This is a genomic window from Micromonospora sp. WMMD734, assembly GCF_049178975.1.
GTDB classification, from domain to species: Bacteria; Actinomycetota; Actinomycetes; order Mycobacteriales; family Micromonosporaceae; genus Micromonospora; species Micromonospora wenchangensis.
This window is the reverse complement of sequence record NZ_JBMHMK010000001.1, coordinates 4,984,277-5,000,429: the sequence shown is the minus strand read 5'-3', so window position 1 is coordinate 5,000,429 and position 16,153 is coordinate 4,984,277. Positions and strand designations below refer to the sequence as shown.

The 16,153-nt window shown below is 71.9% G+C and carries 14 protein-coding genes; 3 read left to right on the top strand and 11 right to left on the bottom strand.

The window, feature by feature from the left end:
* Positions 1 to 33: 33 nt before the first annotated feature.
* The 3 genes from ACN267_RS21390 to ACN267_RS21380 all read left to right on the top strand — a co-directional run bounded on the left by ACN267_RS21390 (position 34) and on the right by ACN267_RS21380 (position 5,439).
* Positions 34 to 3,393, top strand: a complete 3,360-nt coding sequence (locus ACN267_RS21390; protein ID WP_421489494.1) for a BTAD domain-containing putative transcriptional regulator — start codon at positions 34 to 36, stop codon at positions 3,391 to 3,393.
* On the top strand, positions 3,390 to 4,586 hold the full coding sequence (locus ACN267_RS21385; RefSeq protein ID WP_421489493.1) for a DUF2637 domain-containing protein: 1,197 nt from the start codon (positions 3,390 to 3,392) through the stop codon (positions 4,584 to 4,586). Before ACN267_RS21390 ends, ACN267_RS21385 begins: the two co-directional genes overlap by 4 nt.
* Positions 4,587 to 4,869: 283 nt before the next feature.
* Complete coding sequence (locus tag ACN267_RS21380; RefSeq protein ID WP_421489492.1) at positions 4,870 to 5,439, top strand: hypothetical protein; 570 nt, start codon at positions 4,870 to 4,872, stop codon at positions 5,437 to 5,439.
* Positions 5,440 to 5,811: 372 nt separating this feature from the next.
* Here the strand turns inward: ACN267_RS21380 and ACN267_RS21375 are convergent, their stop codons facing one another.
* The 11 genes from ACN267_RS21375 to ACN267_RS21325 all read right to left on the bottom strand — a co-directional run bounded on the left by ACN267_RS21375 (position 5,812) and on the right by ACN267_RS21325 (position 16,134).
* The gene (locus ACN267_RS21375) at positions 5,812 to 6,273 is read right to left on the bottom strand and encodes a DUF4262 domain-containing protein (protein WP_421489491.1); all 462 of its coding nucleotides are present in this window, start codon (positions 6,271 to 6,273) and stop codon (positions 5,812 to 5,814) included.
* Positions 6,266 to 6,658, bottom strand: coding sequence for a hypothetical protein (locus ACN267_RS21370; RefSeq protein ID WP_421489490.1), 393 nt, complete (start codon positions 6,656 to 6,658; stop codon positions 6,266 to 6,268). The genes ACN267_RS21375 and ACN267_RS21370 overlap by 8 nt, the downstream gene beginning before the upstream one ends.
* Positions 6,659 to 6,764: 106 nt before the next feature.
* Entirely contained in the window at positions 6,765 to 7,307 is a 543-nt protein-coding gene (locus ACN267_RS21365; protein ID WP_421489489.1) for a hypothetical protein, read from the bottom strand.
* The gene (locus ACN267_RS21360) at positions 7,304 to 7,915 is read right to left on the bottom strand and encodes a hypothetical protein (protein ID WP_421489488.1); all 612 of its coding nucleotides are present in this window, start codon (positions 7,913 to 7,915) and stop codon (positions 7,304 to 7,306) included. The genes ACN267_RS21365 and ACN267_RS21360 overlap by 4 nt, the downstream gene beginning before the upstream one ends.
* Before the next feature lie 290 nt (positions 7,916 to 8,205).
* Positions 8,206 to 9,843, bottom strand: a complete 1,638-nt coding sequence (locus tag ACN267_RS21355; protein ID WP_421489487.1) for a VWA domain-containing protein — start codon at positions 9,841 to 9,843, stop codon at positions 8,206 to 8,208.
* Between the two features lie 37 nt (positions 9,844 to 9,880).
* A complete protein-coding gene (locus ACN267_RS21350) occupies positions 9,881 to 11,041 on the bottom strand; it encodes an AAA family ATPase (protein WP_421489486.1) in 1,161 nt (386 codons plus the stop codon).
* 348 nt (positions 11,042 to 11,389) lie between these two features.
* The gene (locus tag ACN267_RS21345; protein ID WP_421489485.1) at positions 11,390 to 11,863 is read right to left on the bottom strand and encodes a hypothetical protein; all 474 of its coding nucleotides are present in this window, start codon (positions 11,861 to 11,863) and stop codon (positions 11,390 to 11,392) included.
* A 101-nt stretch (positions 11,864 to 11,964) separates the two neighbouring features.
* Positions 11,965 to 13,056: a DUF4314 domain-containing protein gene (locus ACN267_RS21340; RefSeq protein ID WP_421489484.1), complete on the bottom strand. Its 1,092-nt coding sequence runs from the start codon at positions 13,054 to 13,056 to the stop codon at positions 11,965 to 11,967.
* A 74-nt stretch (positions 13,057 to 13,130) separates the two neighbouring features.
* Positions 13,131 to 13,802 (bottom strand): hypothetical protein, encoded by a 672-nt coding sequence (locus tag ACN267_RS21335; RefSeq protein ID WP_421489483.1) that lies wholly within the window; start codon positions 13,800 to 13,802, stop codon positions 13,131 to 13,133.
* Between the two features lie 81 nt (positions 13,803 to 13,883).
* On the bottom strand, positions 13,884 to 14,993 hold the full coding sequence (locus ACN267_RS21330; RefSeq protein WP_421489482.1) for a peptidoglycan DD-metalloendopeptidase family protein: 1,110 nt from the start codon (positions 14,991 to 14,993) through the stop codon (positions 13,884 to 13,886).
* A 103-nt stretch (positions 14,994 to 15,096) separates the two neighbouring features.
* Complete coding sequence (locus ACN267_RS21325) at positions 15,097 to 16,134, bottom strand: hypothetical protein (RefSeq protein WP_421489481.1); 1,038 nt, start codon at positions 16,132 to 16,134, stop codon at positions 15,097 to 15,099.
* Positions 16,135 to 16,153: the final 19 nt, after the last annotated feature.

Here is a 16,153-nt window from a genome sequence, read left to right as displayed (position 1 = left end):
CCAGGACCGCCACCCCAACGACCGGGAGCCCCAGTGTTCGCATTCCTCGCCGCCACCGCCCGCCGGCTGGCCGGACTCGGGATCCTGGTGCTGCTCACCGCCGGCGTGCCGTACGCGCTCATCCGATACGTCGGCTGGCCGCTACCCCGCGAGGTCCCCACCTGGCAGGACGTCGGCACCGCCCTCACCTCACCGCTGACCGACGCCATGCTCGGCAACGCCGTCGTGTGCCTGCTCTGGGCGGTGTGGGCGGCGTTCATCTGGTCGCTGATCGCCGAGGTCGCCGAAACCGTCACGGGCATCCGCCTGCCGCAACCCCGCGCGATCGCGCCGGCCCGCGGGCTTGCCGCCATCCTGGTGGCCGCCATCAGCGGCGGCGTCCTAGCCACCGCGGCCCAGGCCGCACCGGCCCTCACCCAGCCAGCCCAGGCGATAACCGCCCGCACCAGCGCCACCGCTTCGGCTACGGCTACGGCCGTGCCCAGCGGCGCCGTGCGGCTGGTGAGCACGGATGGGCACCACACGCAGCCCTGGCAGGCGGCCGCGTCGGCGTCCGCCCTGCCGGACATGGGGGATCAGGTGCCGGCGCGGCTGGTAGCTGGCCACGTGACGCTCGTGTCGTCCGGGCAGACCTACACCTGCGAGGTGCGGCGCGGGGACACCCTGTCGGAGATCGCCCAGCAGTGGCTCGGCGACGCCAACCGGTGGCCGGAGATCTTCGCCCTCAACCGGGGCACCCACTTCCGCGACATCGGCGGCACGCTCACCAACCCGAACCTGATCTACCCCGGCTGGACCCTGGAACTGCCCGACGACGCCACACCACCCGCCGGCACACCCCGGACCCCGCCACCCGCGAGCCCGCCGGCGGCAGGCCCCGAACAGCCGACACCCGGCACCGCCGCGCCTCCGCCGACACCACCGAGCCAACCCACCCAGCCGCCACCCGACGCGCCGTCCGCGAGACCGTCGACAGGCCCCACCACCCCGGCACCGCATGACGGTGACGACGGCGTAGTCCACGTCCCTTCGCTGTCTGTCACCACCACGCCCGCTGAGCAGCCGTCGGCCTCCGGAGCCTCGGCGACGCGCAGCCCTGCGGTCGACGGGCAGCAGACACCCGGGCCGCGAACCGAGACGTCGCCCGGCGTCTTACTCGGCACCGGCAGCTGGCTCGACGCCGGGCTCGTCGCCGCGATCCTCGCGGCCGTCGCCCTCGTCTGGGCCCACCGTCGCCGCCGCTACACCCGCCGGCCCGTGTCGGCCGACCTGCGCGTGGACGACCCCGACGTGGCGCCCATGCCGCCCGTGGTGAACCAGATCCGCCGCCGCCTGCGCCATGCCACCACGACCTCCACCGACCCGGCCAGCTACGAAGGTCCGGACGACGACCTCGGGCTGTTCACCGATCCCGACGGCACCGAAGCAGACGACAACACCTCCGTACTGGACGGCCCTGACACCTCCGATCAGGACGTCGACCTGCTCGACGACGACCGCCCGGAGATCGCCGGGCGGCACGACCAGAACGACGCCCTCGACGACGCCGGTCTCGACGACGAGGACGACCACGTAACGCCGGCGCCTGTCGCGGACCCGAGCGCAGGAGACGACACTGCGCTCCGCCCAGTGGTGCCGTCGCTGGCGCACCCGCTCGCCGCGGTCTGGCCGCCCGCCGGCCTGGGGCTCACCGGTCCCGGCGCGGAGGCCGCCGCCCGCGGGTTCATGGCCGCCGCCCTGGCCGCCGGAGGCCTCGACGCACCAGAGGACCGCACCTGGCTGGTCATGCCGTCGGCGACCGCGGCGACGCTGCTCGGCGCCGGTGCCGTCGCGCTGCCCCGCACCCCGCGGCTGACCGTCACCGGTGGCCTGGACGAGGCACTCGACCTACTCGAGGCGCAGACCCTGCACCGCAGCCGCATCGCCTACGCGCACGAGGTCGACACCGCCGCCGAGGCCCGCGCGGTGGACCCAACAGGGGAGCCGATGCCGCCCGTCCTGTTGCTGGCCGACGCCGACACCCGCCACCAGCGCACCCGCATCGCCGCGCTCCTCGCCCAGGGCCAGCGCCTGGACATCCACGGCGTGCTGCTGGGCGCATGGCCCGACGGCGACACCGTCGTCGTCGCCGCAGACGGCACCACCAGCCGCGCCCAGGGGGAAGGCTCCCGCCACGGTGGCCACCCGGCCGACATCGGCCGACTGGCCGTCCTCACCCCGTCCGAGACCAGCGACCTGCTCGTCACCCTCGCCGAGTCCCACACCGGCCAGCCGCAGGCTCCCGCCCCGACCGAACCCGTCACCACCGCCCAGGCCACGACCACCGCACCCGATGCGCAACCTTCTCCCGACACCGAGCCGGCGCCACCCGGCGTCCCCGCCCGCGAGGGTGACCACCTGCCGGCATCCGGCCCGGAGCCTGTTCCCGCCGCCCCAACAGCAACAGCAGGCAGCGCCAGCAGCGAGACCACCCCGGTCACCCAGGCAACTCCGCCCACCGACGCCCATGCCGGCGGCGCGGACACTGCCCGCGACGGTGCGCCCCCGCCCGCCGTGGAGGAACCGGACACCGGCGGCGCGGTCGAGAAGAGCCAGGAGACCAGCCACGGGAGGGTGCAGGTCACTGTCCTGGGCACCGCCGCGATCGTCGACGTGCCGCCCGGGCCGACACTGCGCAAGAAATCCCTCGAAGTGCTCGTCTACCTGGCCGTGCACGACGGCGACGCCTCCGCCGAGGCGATCCTCGACGACCTGCTCCCCGACGCCCCCGCCAACAAAGCACCCGGCCGGCTCTACACCTACGTGTCCGACCTGCGCACCATCATGCGCCGCACCGCAGGACGCGGCACCTACCTCACCCACCCCCACCAGCGCTACGTCCTCAACCGCGACGCCGTCGACGTGGACCTGTGGCGCATGCGCGCCGCGATCCGCGACGCCAACCAGGCCACCGACCCGGCCGAGCGCCTCGCCGCGCTGCGCCGCGCGGTCGATACCTACCGCGGGCACTTGGCCGACGGCGCCGACTACGAATGGATCGAGCCCTACCGCGAAGCCGTCCGGCAGCAGGCACTCGACGCCTACCTCGCCCTCGCCGATGCCCTCGCCGACAACCCCGCCGAGCAGCTCACCGTCCTCGACGCCGCGATCGGCCACAATCCGTACGCCGCAGAGCTGTACCAGCAGGCAATGCGGGCCCGCGCCGCGCTCGGGCACCTCGACGCCATCCGCAGCCTGCGCCGCTCTCTCACCCGCGTCCTCGGCGAGATCGACGCCGAACCCAGCGACGACACCATTGCCCTGGCCGACGAGTTGGTCGCCCAGGTGCAGCGCCCCGCCCGCCGACCCGACCTGCGGCCGGCGCCCCGGCCCGGTGACGGAGCCGCCGCATGACCGCCACACCGCTACCCCGGCACAACTCCGCCCGTACCCCGGAGATAGCAGAGGCCGACCTCCGGCACCTGACCCGCCTGCGGTGGGCCGTGCGGGCGGTGCTCGCCCTCGGCGTCGCCGCGTCGATCGCGGCGAACGTCCTACACGCCCGGCCGAACCTCATCAGCCAGGTCATCGCCGCGTGGCCGCCGCTGGCGCTGCTGCTGACCGTCGAACTCATCTCCCGCGTACCCGCGGACCGCCGCGGCCTGGCCGCCGCCCGGCTGATCGCCGCCGCCGTCATCGCCGGCATCGCCGCCTGGGTGAGTTACTGGCACATGGTCGGCGTCGCCGCCCGGTACGGCGAAACCGGTGCCGCCGCCTCCTACCTGCTGCCCATCTCCGTTGACGGGCTGGTCGTCGTGGCTAGCATCAGCCTGGTCGAGATCGCGGGACGGATCCGCACCCCCTCCGTCAGCCGGGCCGACGGCCAGCAACCCGCCACTACGCCAACGGAGACGCCGTTCCCGACGGCCGAACCCCCGAGCTTGAAGGCACCGGCCCTCGCATCAGGGCCGCCCCATGCAGCGCAGCAGGTCCGAGGCTTCGACGTATCGCCGACGGACAAGCCGGAGGCTGCGATCCGCGGCGACGAGGGCGAGCCTTCGAATGCGGACGCCACCGGGCAGTCGCCGACCGATGGGCGCGACACCGAGGAAATTGCACCTGAGCCCTCGCGGGACGATGCACGGAACCACGAGGACGCTCACCTCGTCCGGACCGGTGACGACGCCTCGGCGTCGTCCCCGCACACGGCGCCGTTGCGGGGCACTGACCTTTCTCACCCCGACACGGACCGGTCCGGAAGCAGCAGGTCGCGCCCCACCGGCTCTTCAGTCGCGCCGGTCGAGAACTCCGACGAGCAGGACAGAGTCAATACTCCGGGGGCTGCCCAAGAATTTGAACCGGACCCCCTCGAGAGCCAGGAACATGACCCCGAACCGGACGACGGTACAAGCAGCGCAGAGGTGCCGCCCGACACCGCCGGGGCCGTGGCCTACTGGTACCGCCAGGACCCGTCCCTGCACCCAGCCGACATCGCCACCAGAATCGGCCGGTCCGAGCGCACCGTCCGCCGGTACTGGCCGCCCGTGCCGCGAACCGCGAACGGACACGACACCAGGCGTGTCACCGAGCAGATTGGCGCCTCCTGACCGCCGCCGTCCGGCGGCGATCAGGCAGCCCGCCGGCGTGCAGGCGCGAGTACAGAGCACGGATGCGCTAGGTGAGGCAAGCCCTCTCAGCTTCGGAATCTGTCGAGAAGGGTGCCCTGATTCTGGCGTCGCCGGCCGGTTCAACAAGCCCGCCGTCCACCATGCGCGCTTCGAGACATGACCTAGCGGCGCCGAGGCCGCCATGCTTAACGTCTTACAACAGACGCTAGCTTCTTCTGAAAGTCTTAGATAAGATACCAACGTCTTGCGAGGAGGGGCGCCAGTGATTGCAGTGAACATTCGACGATCAGGCGACGACGCGTCGACGCCCGAGCAGGTACGCGAGGCGGCGGCTGGCGACTGGGTATTGAGTAGCCGGACACTCGACGTGTATGGCGACGTCCTGCTCGCTGTGCGCAATGGCCGCGTCCGTGGCGCGTTCGACATCCTGGGCTGGGAGCCGGTCGATCACGGCCGGATCCGATTCGACTTGCGTGAGTCCGATGAGTATTCCTGGCTGGTGGGAGGGGAGAGTCCCGTGAAGTGGAAGCAGGGCCAGAGCAATCCGGTCATGTACCTCGATACCGATGACGTAGGCGAGGAGCCTCCGAGCGGCGCCGTTGCTCAAGCGGTCCGGCCGCGCCGCGGCGTCCATCGAATTGTTTTGGAGACTCGGGGACTGTCAGACGAGCAGGCGGCACAACTGCACCACACGCTGATCACCGTGGCAGGGATGACCGGCGGGCTGCACAACTACCGCGCCACTTCGCTAGTGCGGGAGATGGTGGCCGCGCGGGAAGCGTTGTCGTATGACTATCGGTCAGCGAACAGCCCGAAAAAAATCTCAGACTGAGCGGGCAAGGGGCCGGGCCAACGACCATGACATCACGGTTGTTGGCCCGGCCCAAGTCTGCCGATGTTTGAGTACGTGCACTGCGGCTGGTCCCAGGCGGCCGAAGTTGGCTCACGGACCAGCAGCGCCCGAGTCAGTGCTTACTCGGCCGCCCTGCTCCGCCGAACGACGAAAAGACCGCCTTCGCACTCCTCCCCGGCGAACCGCCATTCACCGGCACCGAATGACTGGGTGATGGTTTGTAGATCTCAGCGATGGCACCGGCGACGACACCGTGCCCGTTGATATTGCCCTGCGGCTCCTCTCCTATCTGGGATTCGTGCGCCCGCGGAGACGCACGAATCCCAGACAGGATGCGGCAGGGGTGTCCCGTTACAGTTGGGCGATCAGCGGCTGTGCCTGGGGGCCGAAGTTGTACCCGTCGTCCCAGGGGAACCGGCCCTGCTGGTCGGGCCACACCATCTGCTGGAGGCGGATCTGGTCGCGGCCGTAGCGGTTGATCGCCATCGCGGGTAGCAGTTCGTCGGTGGGTGGCCCGTCGATGATGATCGCGTCGTAGCCGGCGATGAGATCGCTGATGCGCTGGCCGTGGGCGAACCGTTCGGCCTTGTCGTAGACCCGGCGAGCCAGGTCGTTGAGGAGGCTGTGGGCGATCTCAGGTGGCAGCCCGGCGGCGATCAGTTCGGGGTAGTCGTGGGCGGTGAGTCCGACGGTGTAGGCGAACGGGGCGGTGGTGCCGGGGTCGTCGTCGGTGGGCAGGACGTGGGTGACGGCCCAGCCGGTGGTCTCGATGATTTGGTCTTGGCGTCGGAGGAAGCCGTTGATGTCACGCATGGTGTGTGTCTCCTGGGCATTCGGGGGTGCGGGTGGGGTCCGGGTCGGGTGGCTCGACGTCGACGAAGCCCCAGAGTCGTTCCATGACCTGTAGTTGCCAGGTGCGGTAGCGGTCGGCGAAACCCCGGCAGAGTGCGGGTGGGACCGGGCTGCCGGCGTAGGGCAGCGTCGAGTGGCAGATGATGTAGCCGGCGTCGCCGCGCGCCTCGGTCACCATCTGCTTGAGCCGGCCGGGGTCGAGGTGCATCGGGTTGCCGGGCTTGAAGATGCAGGTGGCGCACTCGCGGGCGAGTCGTCGGGTCTTGTGTAGCTCCGGGTCGCCGACGCTGAGTCGGGGTGACCGGTCGGTGCCCGGTTCGTCGGCGGGATCGAACATGCTGTCCATAGTCAACTCCTTGTAACTGCGGCGCGGGGCCCGCATCGGTGGGTGCGGGCCCCGCGGATCCGGGTGAGGCGAAGGCCTCGGCCGCCGGGAGGCACCGGTGGCCTGGTCAGAGCTGACCCAGCCAGGTCAGCACCGTGTCGACGTCGGCGCGGCGCAGCCCGTCGTACGGGTCGACCGGGTGGAGCAGGGTGGGTGCGCCGTCGGTGGTGCGCTGGTCGGCGGTGGTGGGGTCCTTGCCGCCGAACTCGTCGTCGAGGACGGCGAGTGGCCGTCGCGCGGCCCAGGCGTAGAGGGGGCTGAGTTTGCTCTGGTGGCCGAAGCGGACCCCGCCGGCATGGACGGGAACATGCGGCCAGGTGGTCGGTAGGCCCAGTCGTGGCGCGATCCATGCGGCGGCCAGCTGGTTCCAGCTGGTGCACCACACAGGCTGGGCGCGCTCGGCCAGTTCCCGCAGCCACGGCCCGTGGTCGGGGTTCAGCCAGACGGTGCCGGTGACGTGCTGACCGTCCGGGCCGGGCCCGTCGTAGCGGTGTGGCCGGTAGCCGAGTGTCTCGGCGTGGGCGGGGTTGGCGGGGTTGAGGACGCCGTCGACGTCGATGGCCACGATGGGTGAGGAGGCGGGGTGTGCCAGCGATCGGGTGCTGGTCATGGCTGGTCCTGCTCGATGGTGATCGGGTGCAGGGGCACGGTGAGCCGGTCGGCGGTGCGGCCGGGTCCGTCGGCGGGTTGCCACGTGTCGGCGGCGGCGTGGTTGGGGAACGGGCCGATGGCGGCGAGCCAGCCTTCGGTGCGGTCGAGCAGCACGAGGACGGCAGTGCGGGCGTCGTCGAGGGCCGGGCGCAGGACGTGGGCGAGGTCGGGTGGTAGGTCGACCCAACTGGTGGCGGGCAGATCCGTGACGGCGGGGTCGTGCAGCGGTACGGGCCTGGTCACGGCGAGGGTGGTGCTGTTGAGCGCGAGCGTGGCCGCGTGGGAGTGGGCTGCTTCGGCGCCGCTGGTGGGGCCGTGGGCGTGGAGGCCTCCGCTGGTGTGGACCGCGAGTAGCGCGTGCGGGTCGCGAATCTCCAGGGAGTCGAGGACGGCGAGGGTGACCGTGTCTCCGGTACGCATGTCGCGCAGGGTGAGCAGGACCGGTCGTCCGTCCGGGTCTCGGTTCCAGGTGATGGCGTCGAAGTGTTCGCTGGTGACGTCGCGCAGGCGCCGCCAGGCACGGTTGTCGGTGTCGAAGGGGTGTTCGTCGTCGGTGCCGTAACGCATGAGGAACTCCTTGATGGGCAGCGTCGTACCGCGTCCGGACGCGGGGGGCGGTCGGGGCGCGATGCATGCACGCTTCGATGGCGCGCGATGGTCAAGTCGCGGGGCAGCAGCGAAGCCGTTAGGCATCGGCCCTCCGAGATGCGGTTGGGCCGCCTGTGGCAGCCCCGCATTCCAGGCCCTGGTATGTCGTGGATCCCGGCATGCGGCGCTGCGCGGGCCGCAGCCGGCGCAGCGCCGCGGCGCGGAGTGGGGATTGGTTGGCCGCTGGCTCGGGGCCCGCTCGGCCGGGATTAGGCCCGAGTGAGTGCGGTGACGGCGGCGTCGGCGATCGCCGCGATGGCCTCGGTCGGGTCGGTGACGGTCAGGGTGGTGGCGTGGGTGAAGGTGTGCCCCCAGATCTGGTCGGGGTCGGTCGGCTCGCCGTCGGTGGGTGGGTCGGAGGGGTGGAGCCACAGCACGGCACAGCCGGCCTGGTGCAGGGTGGTGACGAGTTGTTGCCCGGCGGGGATGTCGTCGAGGTAGCCGTCGGAGACGACGGCGAGCATCCGCAGGGTGCGGCCGTGGCGTAGGTCGAGGAGTTGGTCGGCGACCTTGACCGCTTCCGGGAAGGTGGCGGTGGCGAGGCCGGTGCGCATGGTCAGCACCTGCGTGGGGCGGGTGCGTGGGGGTACCAGGACGGTGGTGCGGTCGCCGAAACCGATGGTGGTGGTCGTCGCGTCGGCGCGGCGGGCGGCGTTGGCGAAGATCCACGCGGCGGAGGACATCGCCTCGGTGTAGCGGTCCATCGAGCCGGACAGGTCGACCAGGACGGCCAGGTGCAAACGGGGTTTCTCGGGTGGCAGCTGGGCGCGTTGCTGCCACGGAGCGGCGGTCGGGAGTTGCCCGGCGGCGATTTGGGCTTCGGCGGTGATGGCCTGCCGGGTTCGCAGCCGGCCGGGTGGGATTACCGAGGGGCGCCGGCCGGGTTCGGGGTGTGGGGTGCGGGCTTGCCGCAGCCGGTGGGCGAGGTCGCGGGCCGCGCGGTGTTCCTGCTCGGTCGGGTCCCGGCGGTCCCACTCCGACGGTGGGCTGTGCCGGTGGGCCAGCAGCGCCGCGGCGTACTCGGCCGGGGTGACGCCGGCGGCGACGGCGAGGTAGTCGACGAGGGCCGCAGCGAGGCGGCCGGCGAATTGCCCGGCGTCCGGCACGGGGGTCTCGTACTGCTGGTCGGGGTCGATGCCGAGGACCTGGCACCACCGGCGGGCCAGGCAGATCATGGTGTGGGCGTCGGTGTCGTCGCAGGTGTGGGCCTCGCGCCAGATATCCCGCAGTTGCCGCAGGCGCTTGCGTCCGAGGACGCCGGTAACGGCGGCCCGGACCGGGCGGACGTCTTTGCTGGTGACGATGCGGGCGTCGACGCGGGCCAGGAGCAGGGCGGCGAGTTGCCCGGCGTGCCACGCGTCGTCGACGGCTGCGTCGTCGGGGTCGAGGAGGGTTCTTACGACGTGGCGCAGCCAGCGGCGATCGGCCCGGCGGCGGGCGCGTTGGCGTCCTTCGGCCCGGGATTCCTCCAGCATGTCGGCGACAGCGGCGAGGATCGGCGGGGTGCCAGGCGGGGTGTTCCAGCGGCTGTGCGCGGCGTGCGCGGCGCCGTGCACGAGCAGCCCGTAGCCGGTGGGCACGATCCGCTTGTGCCGGGCCTTCGTCGGGTCGGTCACGTCGGGGCGCTCGGCGATGTAGGTGGCGTCGACCTCGATCCGGTTCAGGGCGGGGTAGAAGCACTCGGGCGCGTCCCCGGCGGCGCCAGGGGCGACGAGGACGGTGAGGTCGGTACGGCCGGTCAGCAGCGGGACGTGCCGGGTCCACGCCGCGGACCAGTCATGCCAGTCACTGGCGCCGGCCGGCGTCGGCGGTACGCCCTGCTGGAGGTGGGTGCTGGGGTGTGACACGGATTGGCTCCTTCCAGAATTCTGAGGCGGGCGGCGGTTAGCGCTTGCCGAGGGCGAGCGCGGTGATGGGCGTGCCGGTGTGTCGGGACAGAGCGGCGGTGACGTCGTCGCGGGCGTCCTCCGGGGCGATGCCGGCCAGGTTGGCTAGAGCGGCGGTCATGCCCAGGTGATCGCGGACCTTGACGAAGCCGAGTAGTTCGCGCAGCTGCGGCGCCCACACGGTCTTGCCGGCGGCGAGGTCGGCGTTGAGGTCGATCGCCGCGGCCACGACCTGCTTGGGGACGCCGAGTTGGCGGGCGAGGTCCCAGTCGGTGGTGACGTGCAGGTGGACGGTGAACCGGGAGGCCAGGGCCTCGGTGAGGACCGCGCCGTGCACGCCCGGGTTGTGGCCGGCGACGATGTAGAACCCGTCGACGGCCTGCACGGTCTCGTTGCCGTTTGCGGGGATGGTGATCACTCCGCGGCCGTCCATGGCCGGGTACAGGACTGCCAGGACGCGGGGTGGGATGAGGGTGGCGTCGTCGACCAGCAGCACCCGCCCCTCCCGCATCGCGATCACCAGGGGGCCGTGGACGAACTCGTAGCCGCCGCCGGGGATCGGGTTGTAGGAACCGAGGAAGTCATCGACGACGGTGTCGCCGGTACCGGCGACGGTCAGCAGGTCGGGAAACGCCGCCTCGACCATGGCCGTCTTGCCGGTCCCGGGCGGCCCGTACAGCAGCACGGGCACCTGCCGGGTGCGCAGCCGCCGCAGTTCCTCGACGTCCCAGCCCCGGCCAAGCCGCCGCGGGTGGTACAGCGTGCCGTTCGGCCGCGCCACCGGCGCGGGCCGCGCCTGCCGGCCACCACCACTGCTGGCGCGGGCGCGGGGTGCGGTGGCGGGGAGGGTGCCGGCGGCGTCGATGCCGGCCTGGGTGATCTGGAAACGGTGGTGCGGGTCGCGATGGTGGGTGGCGTGCCCGGCGGCGGCCATCTTCTTCAGCACCTCGAACACCGCGCCGGAGGACGGCGCGCTGATCGCCCGGGTGATCTCGCCGGTTTTGAAGATGTCGTCGGGGTGGTCGGCTAGGTGCAGGGCCACCTTCCGATACAGGTAGCCGGACCGGCCGGAGGCGGCCTCAGCGGTGGGCGTGTCGGTCGCGGACGGGTTGTTCTGCGGTACGCCGGCCTGGGGGGCCGGTGGGGTTGGTGTGGTCATGTTGATGCCTCGATTCCAAGGTCGAGCCCGCGCACCCGTCTCCGGGTGCGCGGGCGGTGGGTACCGCACAGCGGAGACGGGTGGGGCCAACCCCGTGCCGGCCTGTCGGGCCGGGCGGGTGGGCGACCACACCCCGGTGGTGCTAAAGGGTTACGGCGACACGTCGGGTCGCCGCCGGTGCGTGCTGGTCGGTGTCGACGCCGCGCGGGCGGTGTCTGCGCCGACGATGGAACGCCCCACAGTCCAATCGATCAAGTCGAATTGGTGTGGGGCGCGGGGTAGCTGACGTGCCGGCTGTCTACGCGGGCACGTCGAGGGTCGGGAGCTGGGCCGGTGGCCAGGTCGTGGTCAGTCGGCGCAGCCCCGTTCGCAGCCCTGCGGGTCGCACTGCTGACCGTCAGCCATCCGGGCCAGGGCCAGCCCGTCGTCGCCGTCGAGGAACGGCCAGTCGAACCCGTCGGCGAACGCCTTGACCTTGGGCGCCCCGTACATTGGGTAGCCGGCGTGGTCCATCCCGGCCACGATGTCGTCGCGGCCGAGGAGCCAGGCGAGTTCGCTGAGCTTGTCCACCGACCGGCTCGCCGAGTTGCCCCGGTGGTCGAGGATTTTCCCGATGGCGAACTCGAGGTAGTCCCGGGCGTAGGTCTCGTGGTCGACCCGCTGGGTCCACTCAACCGGGTGGCGGGGGGTGATGACCTGGCGGGCGTGGTCGAGGTCGAGTGCCTCCACGAGCACGTCCTCCCGGAAGCCGAGGATGTCCTGTCGGTTGGCCCGGAGAGCCCAGACCCGGGTGACGATCTCCTCTTGGGTACGGATGGTCACGTGTTTTCCTTCCTGTTGGTCTTACCTGTCGTGGTTGTGTGCCGCTGCCGGAGACGGCTCGGCTTCGGGTGACGTGGCGCGACCTTGGTCGGGGGCCCGGCCTATTCCTGGTTCGGGTCGGGCAGGTCACCGACGATCCGGTCGCAGGCGTACGGGTCGACGGCCTCCCAGCACCAGCTGCGGCCCATCACCACGTACCGGCCGTCACTGTCCGGGGCGACGCGTTCGATGGCTTCCGGATCGTCTGATAGGGCGCGCTGGTCGACCACGAGGACGTCTCCGTCGAAGGACAGGTCGGCCAGATCCGCGTCGACCCGGCGATCCAGGTCGTCCTCCGGTACGCCCTGCTCGCGCAGGCTGTGGCGGTGCTGGTCGCGGAGCCGGTGCTGGTCGGCGACGATCGCCTCCGCCACCGGGCGGGTGCAGGAGAACACCGCCCACCCGTTCCAGTGGTCGATCAGGGTGCCGACGAAGCCGATCTCGAAGCGGTCATCGCCGTCCGGGCCGACGGTCATCGCCCACTCGCCGGAGAACACGCCGACGTCGCCGAGGTGTACCCGGTCGGGGTGCAGGTGGGACACGTCGCGGCCGGTGGGGCTGGCCGCGAGGTGACACAGTGCGGCGACACGCTCTTCGGCGGCGGTGTCGAAGGCGTCGCGGTAGACGGTCATCGCCTCGTCGCGCTGCTGGAGGCGCAGCCCGAACCAGCCGGAGACATCGCCGGTGGCGTCGGCGAACAGCTCCCACCCGGCGGTATCGACCGACTCTCCAGCCGGGGGGAAGTGGGGCAACGTGTCGAGGACGGCGGGATCGGCGTCGTTGATGCCGGCCAGGATCCGGCGCGCGGCCAGGCGGGTGTCGCCGCTGACCCGGGCGCCGATGGTGTCCTGCGCCCACCACTCGGCTGCGGTTTGGCCGGCCTCGGTGCCGGCGGCCCGCATCCGCCGCAGCGTGGCGGCCCATTCGGTGGCCTCGCCGACCGGATCGCCGGTGGGCGGCGGGGTGGTGGCTGGTGCGATGCGGTCGCCGTCGTCGAGGCACATCGACAGCGTCGAGCCGCTGTCCCAGGCGACCTCGACGATGTTCTGCCGCTGGTCGTGGCGGCGGACGGTGCCGGTGTCGCCGGCACGCAGCCGGGTATGTGGGTCGCTGGTGTGGACCAGCGCGACGCGCTGGCCAGGCTGGTAGCTCATGGTGGTCTCCGATCGGTGAGTGGACGGGCCATCGCTGCCGCTGGTGGGCGGCGACGGCGTGGGGTCGGGTGTGTTCATCGGGCGCTGCCTGTCGCGTCACCCGTCGTGGGGTTGTGCGGCGGCCAGGGCTTGCGGGTGACGTGGTCGCCGAACATCGGGTCGGTGGCGACCGAGGAGCCGCAGCGGGTGCAGCTGGTGGCGGTGTCGTAGCCGTAGCCGGCCATGGACGGCACCTCGATGTGGTCGATCTCGTCGACCGCGCCGCAGACGGTGCACACAGTCATCTCCGGGCCGCCGCCGCCGTCGTCGTCGGCGGGTTCGGTGATGAACAGTTCCTCGATGGGGTCGAGGTGGTGGGCGCTGTGCCGCAGCCAGCGGCCGTGGACCGTCGCCTCGTAGGCCACCAGTCGCCGCTGGTCGAGGTGCAGCAGGTACAGCCATTCGAGGGCCCCGTCGACGTCCTCGCGCATCGCGCCTTGCCGGATGGTGTCGTTGTCGGCGGGGTAGCCCAGGCCCGGTACGGGCGGCTGCTGGTCCCAGCGGCGGGGCTTGGGGTTGACGGCGAGGGACCACCAGTTGCGGGCCAACAGCGCCGTGGCCATGGCGTCGGTGTCGCGGCCGAACGTGTCGGTCCAGATCCGGCGCAGCAGCGGCACCAGAACCTGCGGATCCTCGCCGAACTGGATCCAGCGGGCGGTATACCTGCCGCCGAGCGCGGCGACACCGATGAGCGTGGGTGTACTCACGGGCTTCTCCTTCTCAGGGTTGTGTGGATGGGGGTTGCGGCGGTCGCCCCGGAGCGGGACGACCTCCGAGCTGGGGGTGGATCACGCAACCGCCGCCGGCGTTCGCGACGGCGAATACTGGTTGAGGGGCGCGCCGACGGAGGCCATGAAGGCGACCGGGTCGACGGCCGTGCCGGAGCCGTGATCACCGAGGTGCACCTCGAAGTGCAGGTGTGGTCCGTATGAGTGGCCGGAGCTGCCGGAACTGCCGATGACGTCGCCGGCGGCGACCTGTTGGCCTTCGGTGACGGCGGGGTGGCTGAGCATGTGGCAGTAGCGGGTGACTACGCCGCCGGGGTGGGTGATGTCGACGTACCAGCCGCAGCCGCGGGTGAGGGCGGGGTCGCCGTCGCGGTCGCAGCCCCAGTCCCGGCGGGTGCTTACATCGATGGCGTTGCAGCGCACGACGGTGACGGTGCCGGCGGACGCGGCGTGGATCGGGGTGCCCTTGCCCACGATCAGGTCGACGCCGTCATGGCTGGGCCGGTCCGGGGTGCGGAAACCGGAGCCGACGTCTGCGTGCACCGGCTGGGTCCAGCCCTGCGCGCTGACCGTCACGCCGCAGGCGGCCATGCCGGTGGTGACGCCGGTCAGGGCGGCGACGATGCGGGAGGCGTCGGGTTCCCACTTGGCGTAGGCGTCCGGGAAGGCCGACCGCTGCACCCGTTGGGCGGCGACGGTCAGCGGCATCGCCTGCCAGCCGTCGACGGCCAACAGCTTCTGATAGAACTTCGTCGCCGCGTACTGCGGGTCCTGTAGCTGCTCGGGGGTGCCCCAGCCCTGGGAGGGGCGCTGTTGGAACAGGCCGACCGAGTCCCGGTCCCCACCCGGGGTGTTGATCAGTGAGGATTCCTGCATCGCGGTGGCCACGGCGATAACCCAGCCGCGGGGCGGGACGCCGAGGCGCATGCCGACGGCGGTGATGGTGGCGGCGTTGCCGACCTGCTCGGCGTTCCAGTCACCGATCGGACCGATCCCGCCCGGGGCAGGGCTGCGCGTCGCCGACGAGGTGGTGGGTGTGACGCTGGTTGCCGTACCGCAGACGCCGGCGCCGCCGCCGCCGCCGAAGATCAGGGTGGCGGCCAGTCCGGAGCACAGCAGCAGGACGCCGACGACCGCGATGGCGATCCCGGACAGCACGCGGGTGGTCATGACTGGTCACTCCTTCAAGGCGGCGGCCGGGTGGTGGGCGGGGACGGCGAAGGCCGCGCGAGCCAGTGGGAGGCGTCGCGCGGCCTTCGGGGTGGGTGCGAGGTCAGCGGGCGAGGACGGCCACCTTCTCGCCGTGCAGCAGGGGTGCCCCGTCGGGGCCTTTGATGTGGGCGTTGATCCAGATGCGGTAGGGGTGGCCTTCGCGGTCGATCAGGCGTCGCCAGTGGCCGCGGACAACGAACCGCACCCGGTAGTGCCACTTGGGCTCGCCGGCGGTGGGTTCGGCGAGAGGGCTGGTGCGGCGCAGCATGACCACGCGGGTGTCGTGGCGGATGTTGGCCCGTACGGCGCGGCGGCGCGCCGCGCGGTCCAGGGGGGCGGCGGCGACGGTCGCGAGGGGTTGGGCCTGGATGCGCCAGAAGGCGTAGGCGACGGCGGCGCAGGCGCGCATCGGGGTGGTGGCCTCGTCGATGCAGAACCGGCCGTCGGGTGCCGGTTCCCAGTCGCGGTCGTCCCCGTCGAGGACCGGCAGGTCGGGGCGGGGGTCGACGGGCTGGCCGATGGGGATCTCGGTGAAGTCAGTCAGCACGTAGGGGCCGAACTGGCGGGCAAGGTCGGACCGGTCAGCGAGCTGCTGCCGGCGGCGCACGGCCGCCGGGTCGTGCGGGTCGCGGTGGTCGGCCCAGCCGGCGATGGCCCAGAACGACCTGCCGCTGCCGGTGTTGGTGGTGCGGGCCCAGGTGATCGCCCCGATGGAGGACACCTCGCCGCTGAGGCTGCGATGGTAGATCGGTTCGGGGAGGAACAGCACCCCGCCGTCGTCGGGAGCGATGTCGGCGGGGAGCACCTCGCCGGTCAGATCGAGGGCCGCCGCGGCGGCGGCGATGATCGCGGTCATCGCGGGGGCGATGACGTACGGCTCGCCGAATCGCCACGGGTTGGCGGTGATGGCGCGCACCGCGGTGAGGACCTTCGCCATGCCCGCTGGGCTGGGACTGGGGTGGTCGGCGAGGCGGCTGCCGAAGAACGCCTGCAGGTACTGCTCCGCCAGCGGGCTGCGGTGGTAGTCGACCATGCGGGTGCGCAGATCGACGGCGGTGCGGGCGTAGCCGGCGAGGGTGTCGTTCGGTAGGAAGTTCACTGGTTGCCTCCAGGGTGTG

Coding starts and splice junctions, on each gene's coding strand:
- ACN267_RS21385 (WP_421489493.1), top strand. CDS start 3,390: ATGACCGCCACACCGCTACCCCGGCACAACTCCGCCCGTACCCCGGAG.
- ACN267_RS21375 (WP_421489491.1), bottom strand. CDS start 6,273: ATGCGTGACATCAACGGCTTCCTCCGACGCCAAGACCAAATCATCGAG.
- ACN267_RS21370 (WP_421489490.1), bottom strand. CDS start 6,658: ATGGACAGCATGTTCGATCCCGCCGACGAACCGGGCACCGACCGGTCA.
- ACN267_RS21365 (WP_421489489.1), bottom strand. CDS start 7,307: ATGACCAGCACCCGATCGCTGGCACACCCCGCCTCCTCACCCATCGTG.
- ACN267_RS21360 (WP_421489488.1), bottom strand. CDS start 7,915: ATGCGTTACGGCACCGACGACGAACACCCCTTCGACACCGACAACCGT.
- ACN267_RS21350 (WP_421489486.1), bottom strand. CDS start 11,041: ATGACCACACCAACCCCACCGGCCCCCCAGGCCGGCGTACCGCAGAAC.
- ACN267_RS21340 (WP_421489484.1), bottom strand. CDS start 13,056: ATGAGCTACCAGCCTGGCCAGCGCGTCGCGCTGGTCCACACCAGCGAC.
- ACN267_RS21330 (WP_421489482.1), bottom strand. CDS start 14,993: ATGACCACCCGCGTGCTGTCCGGGATCGCCATCGCGGTCGTCGGCGTC.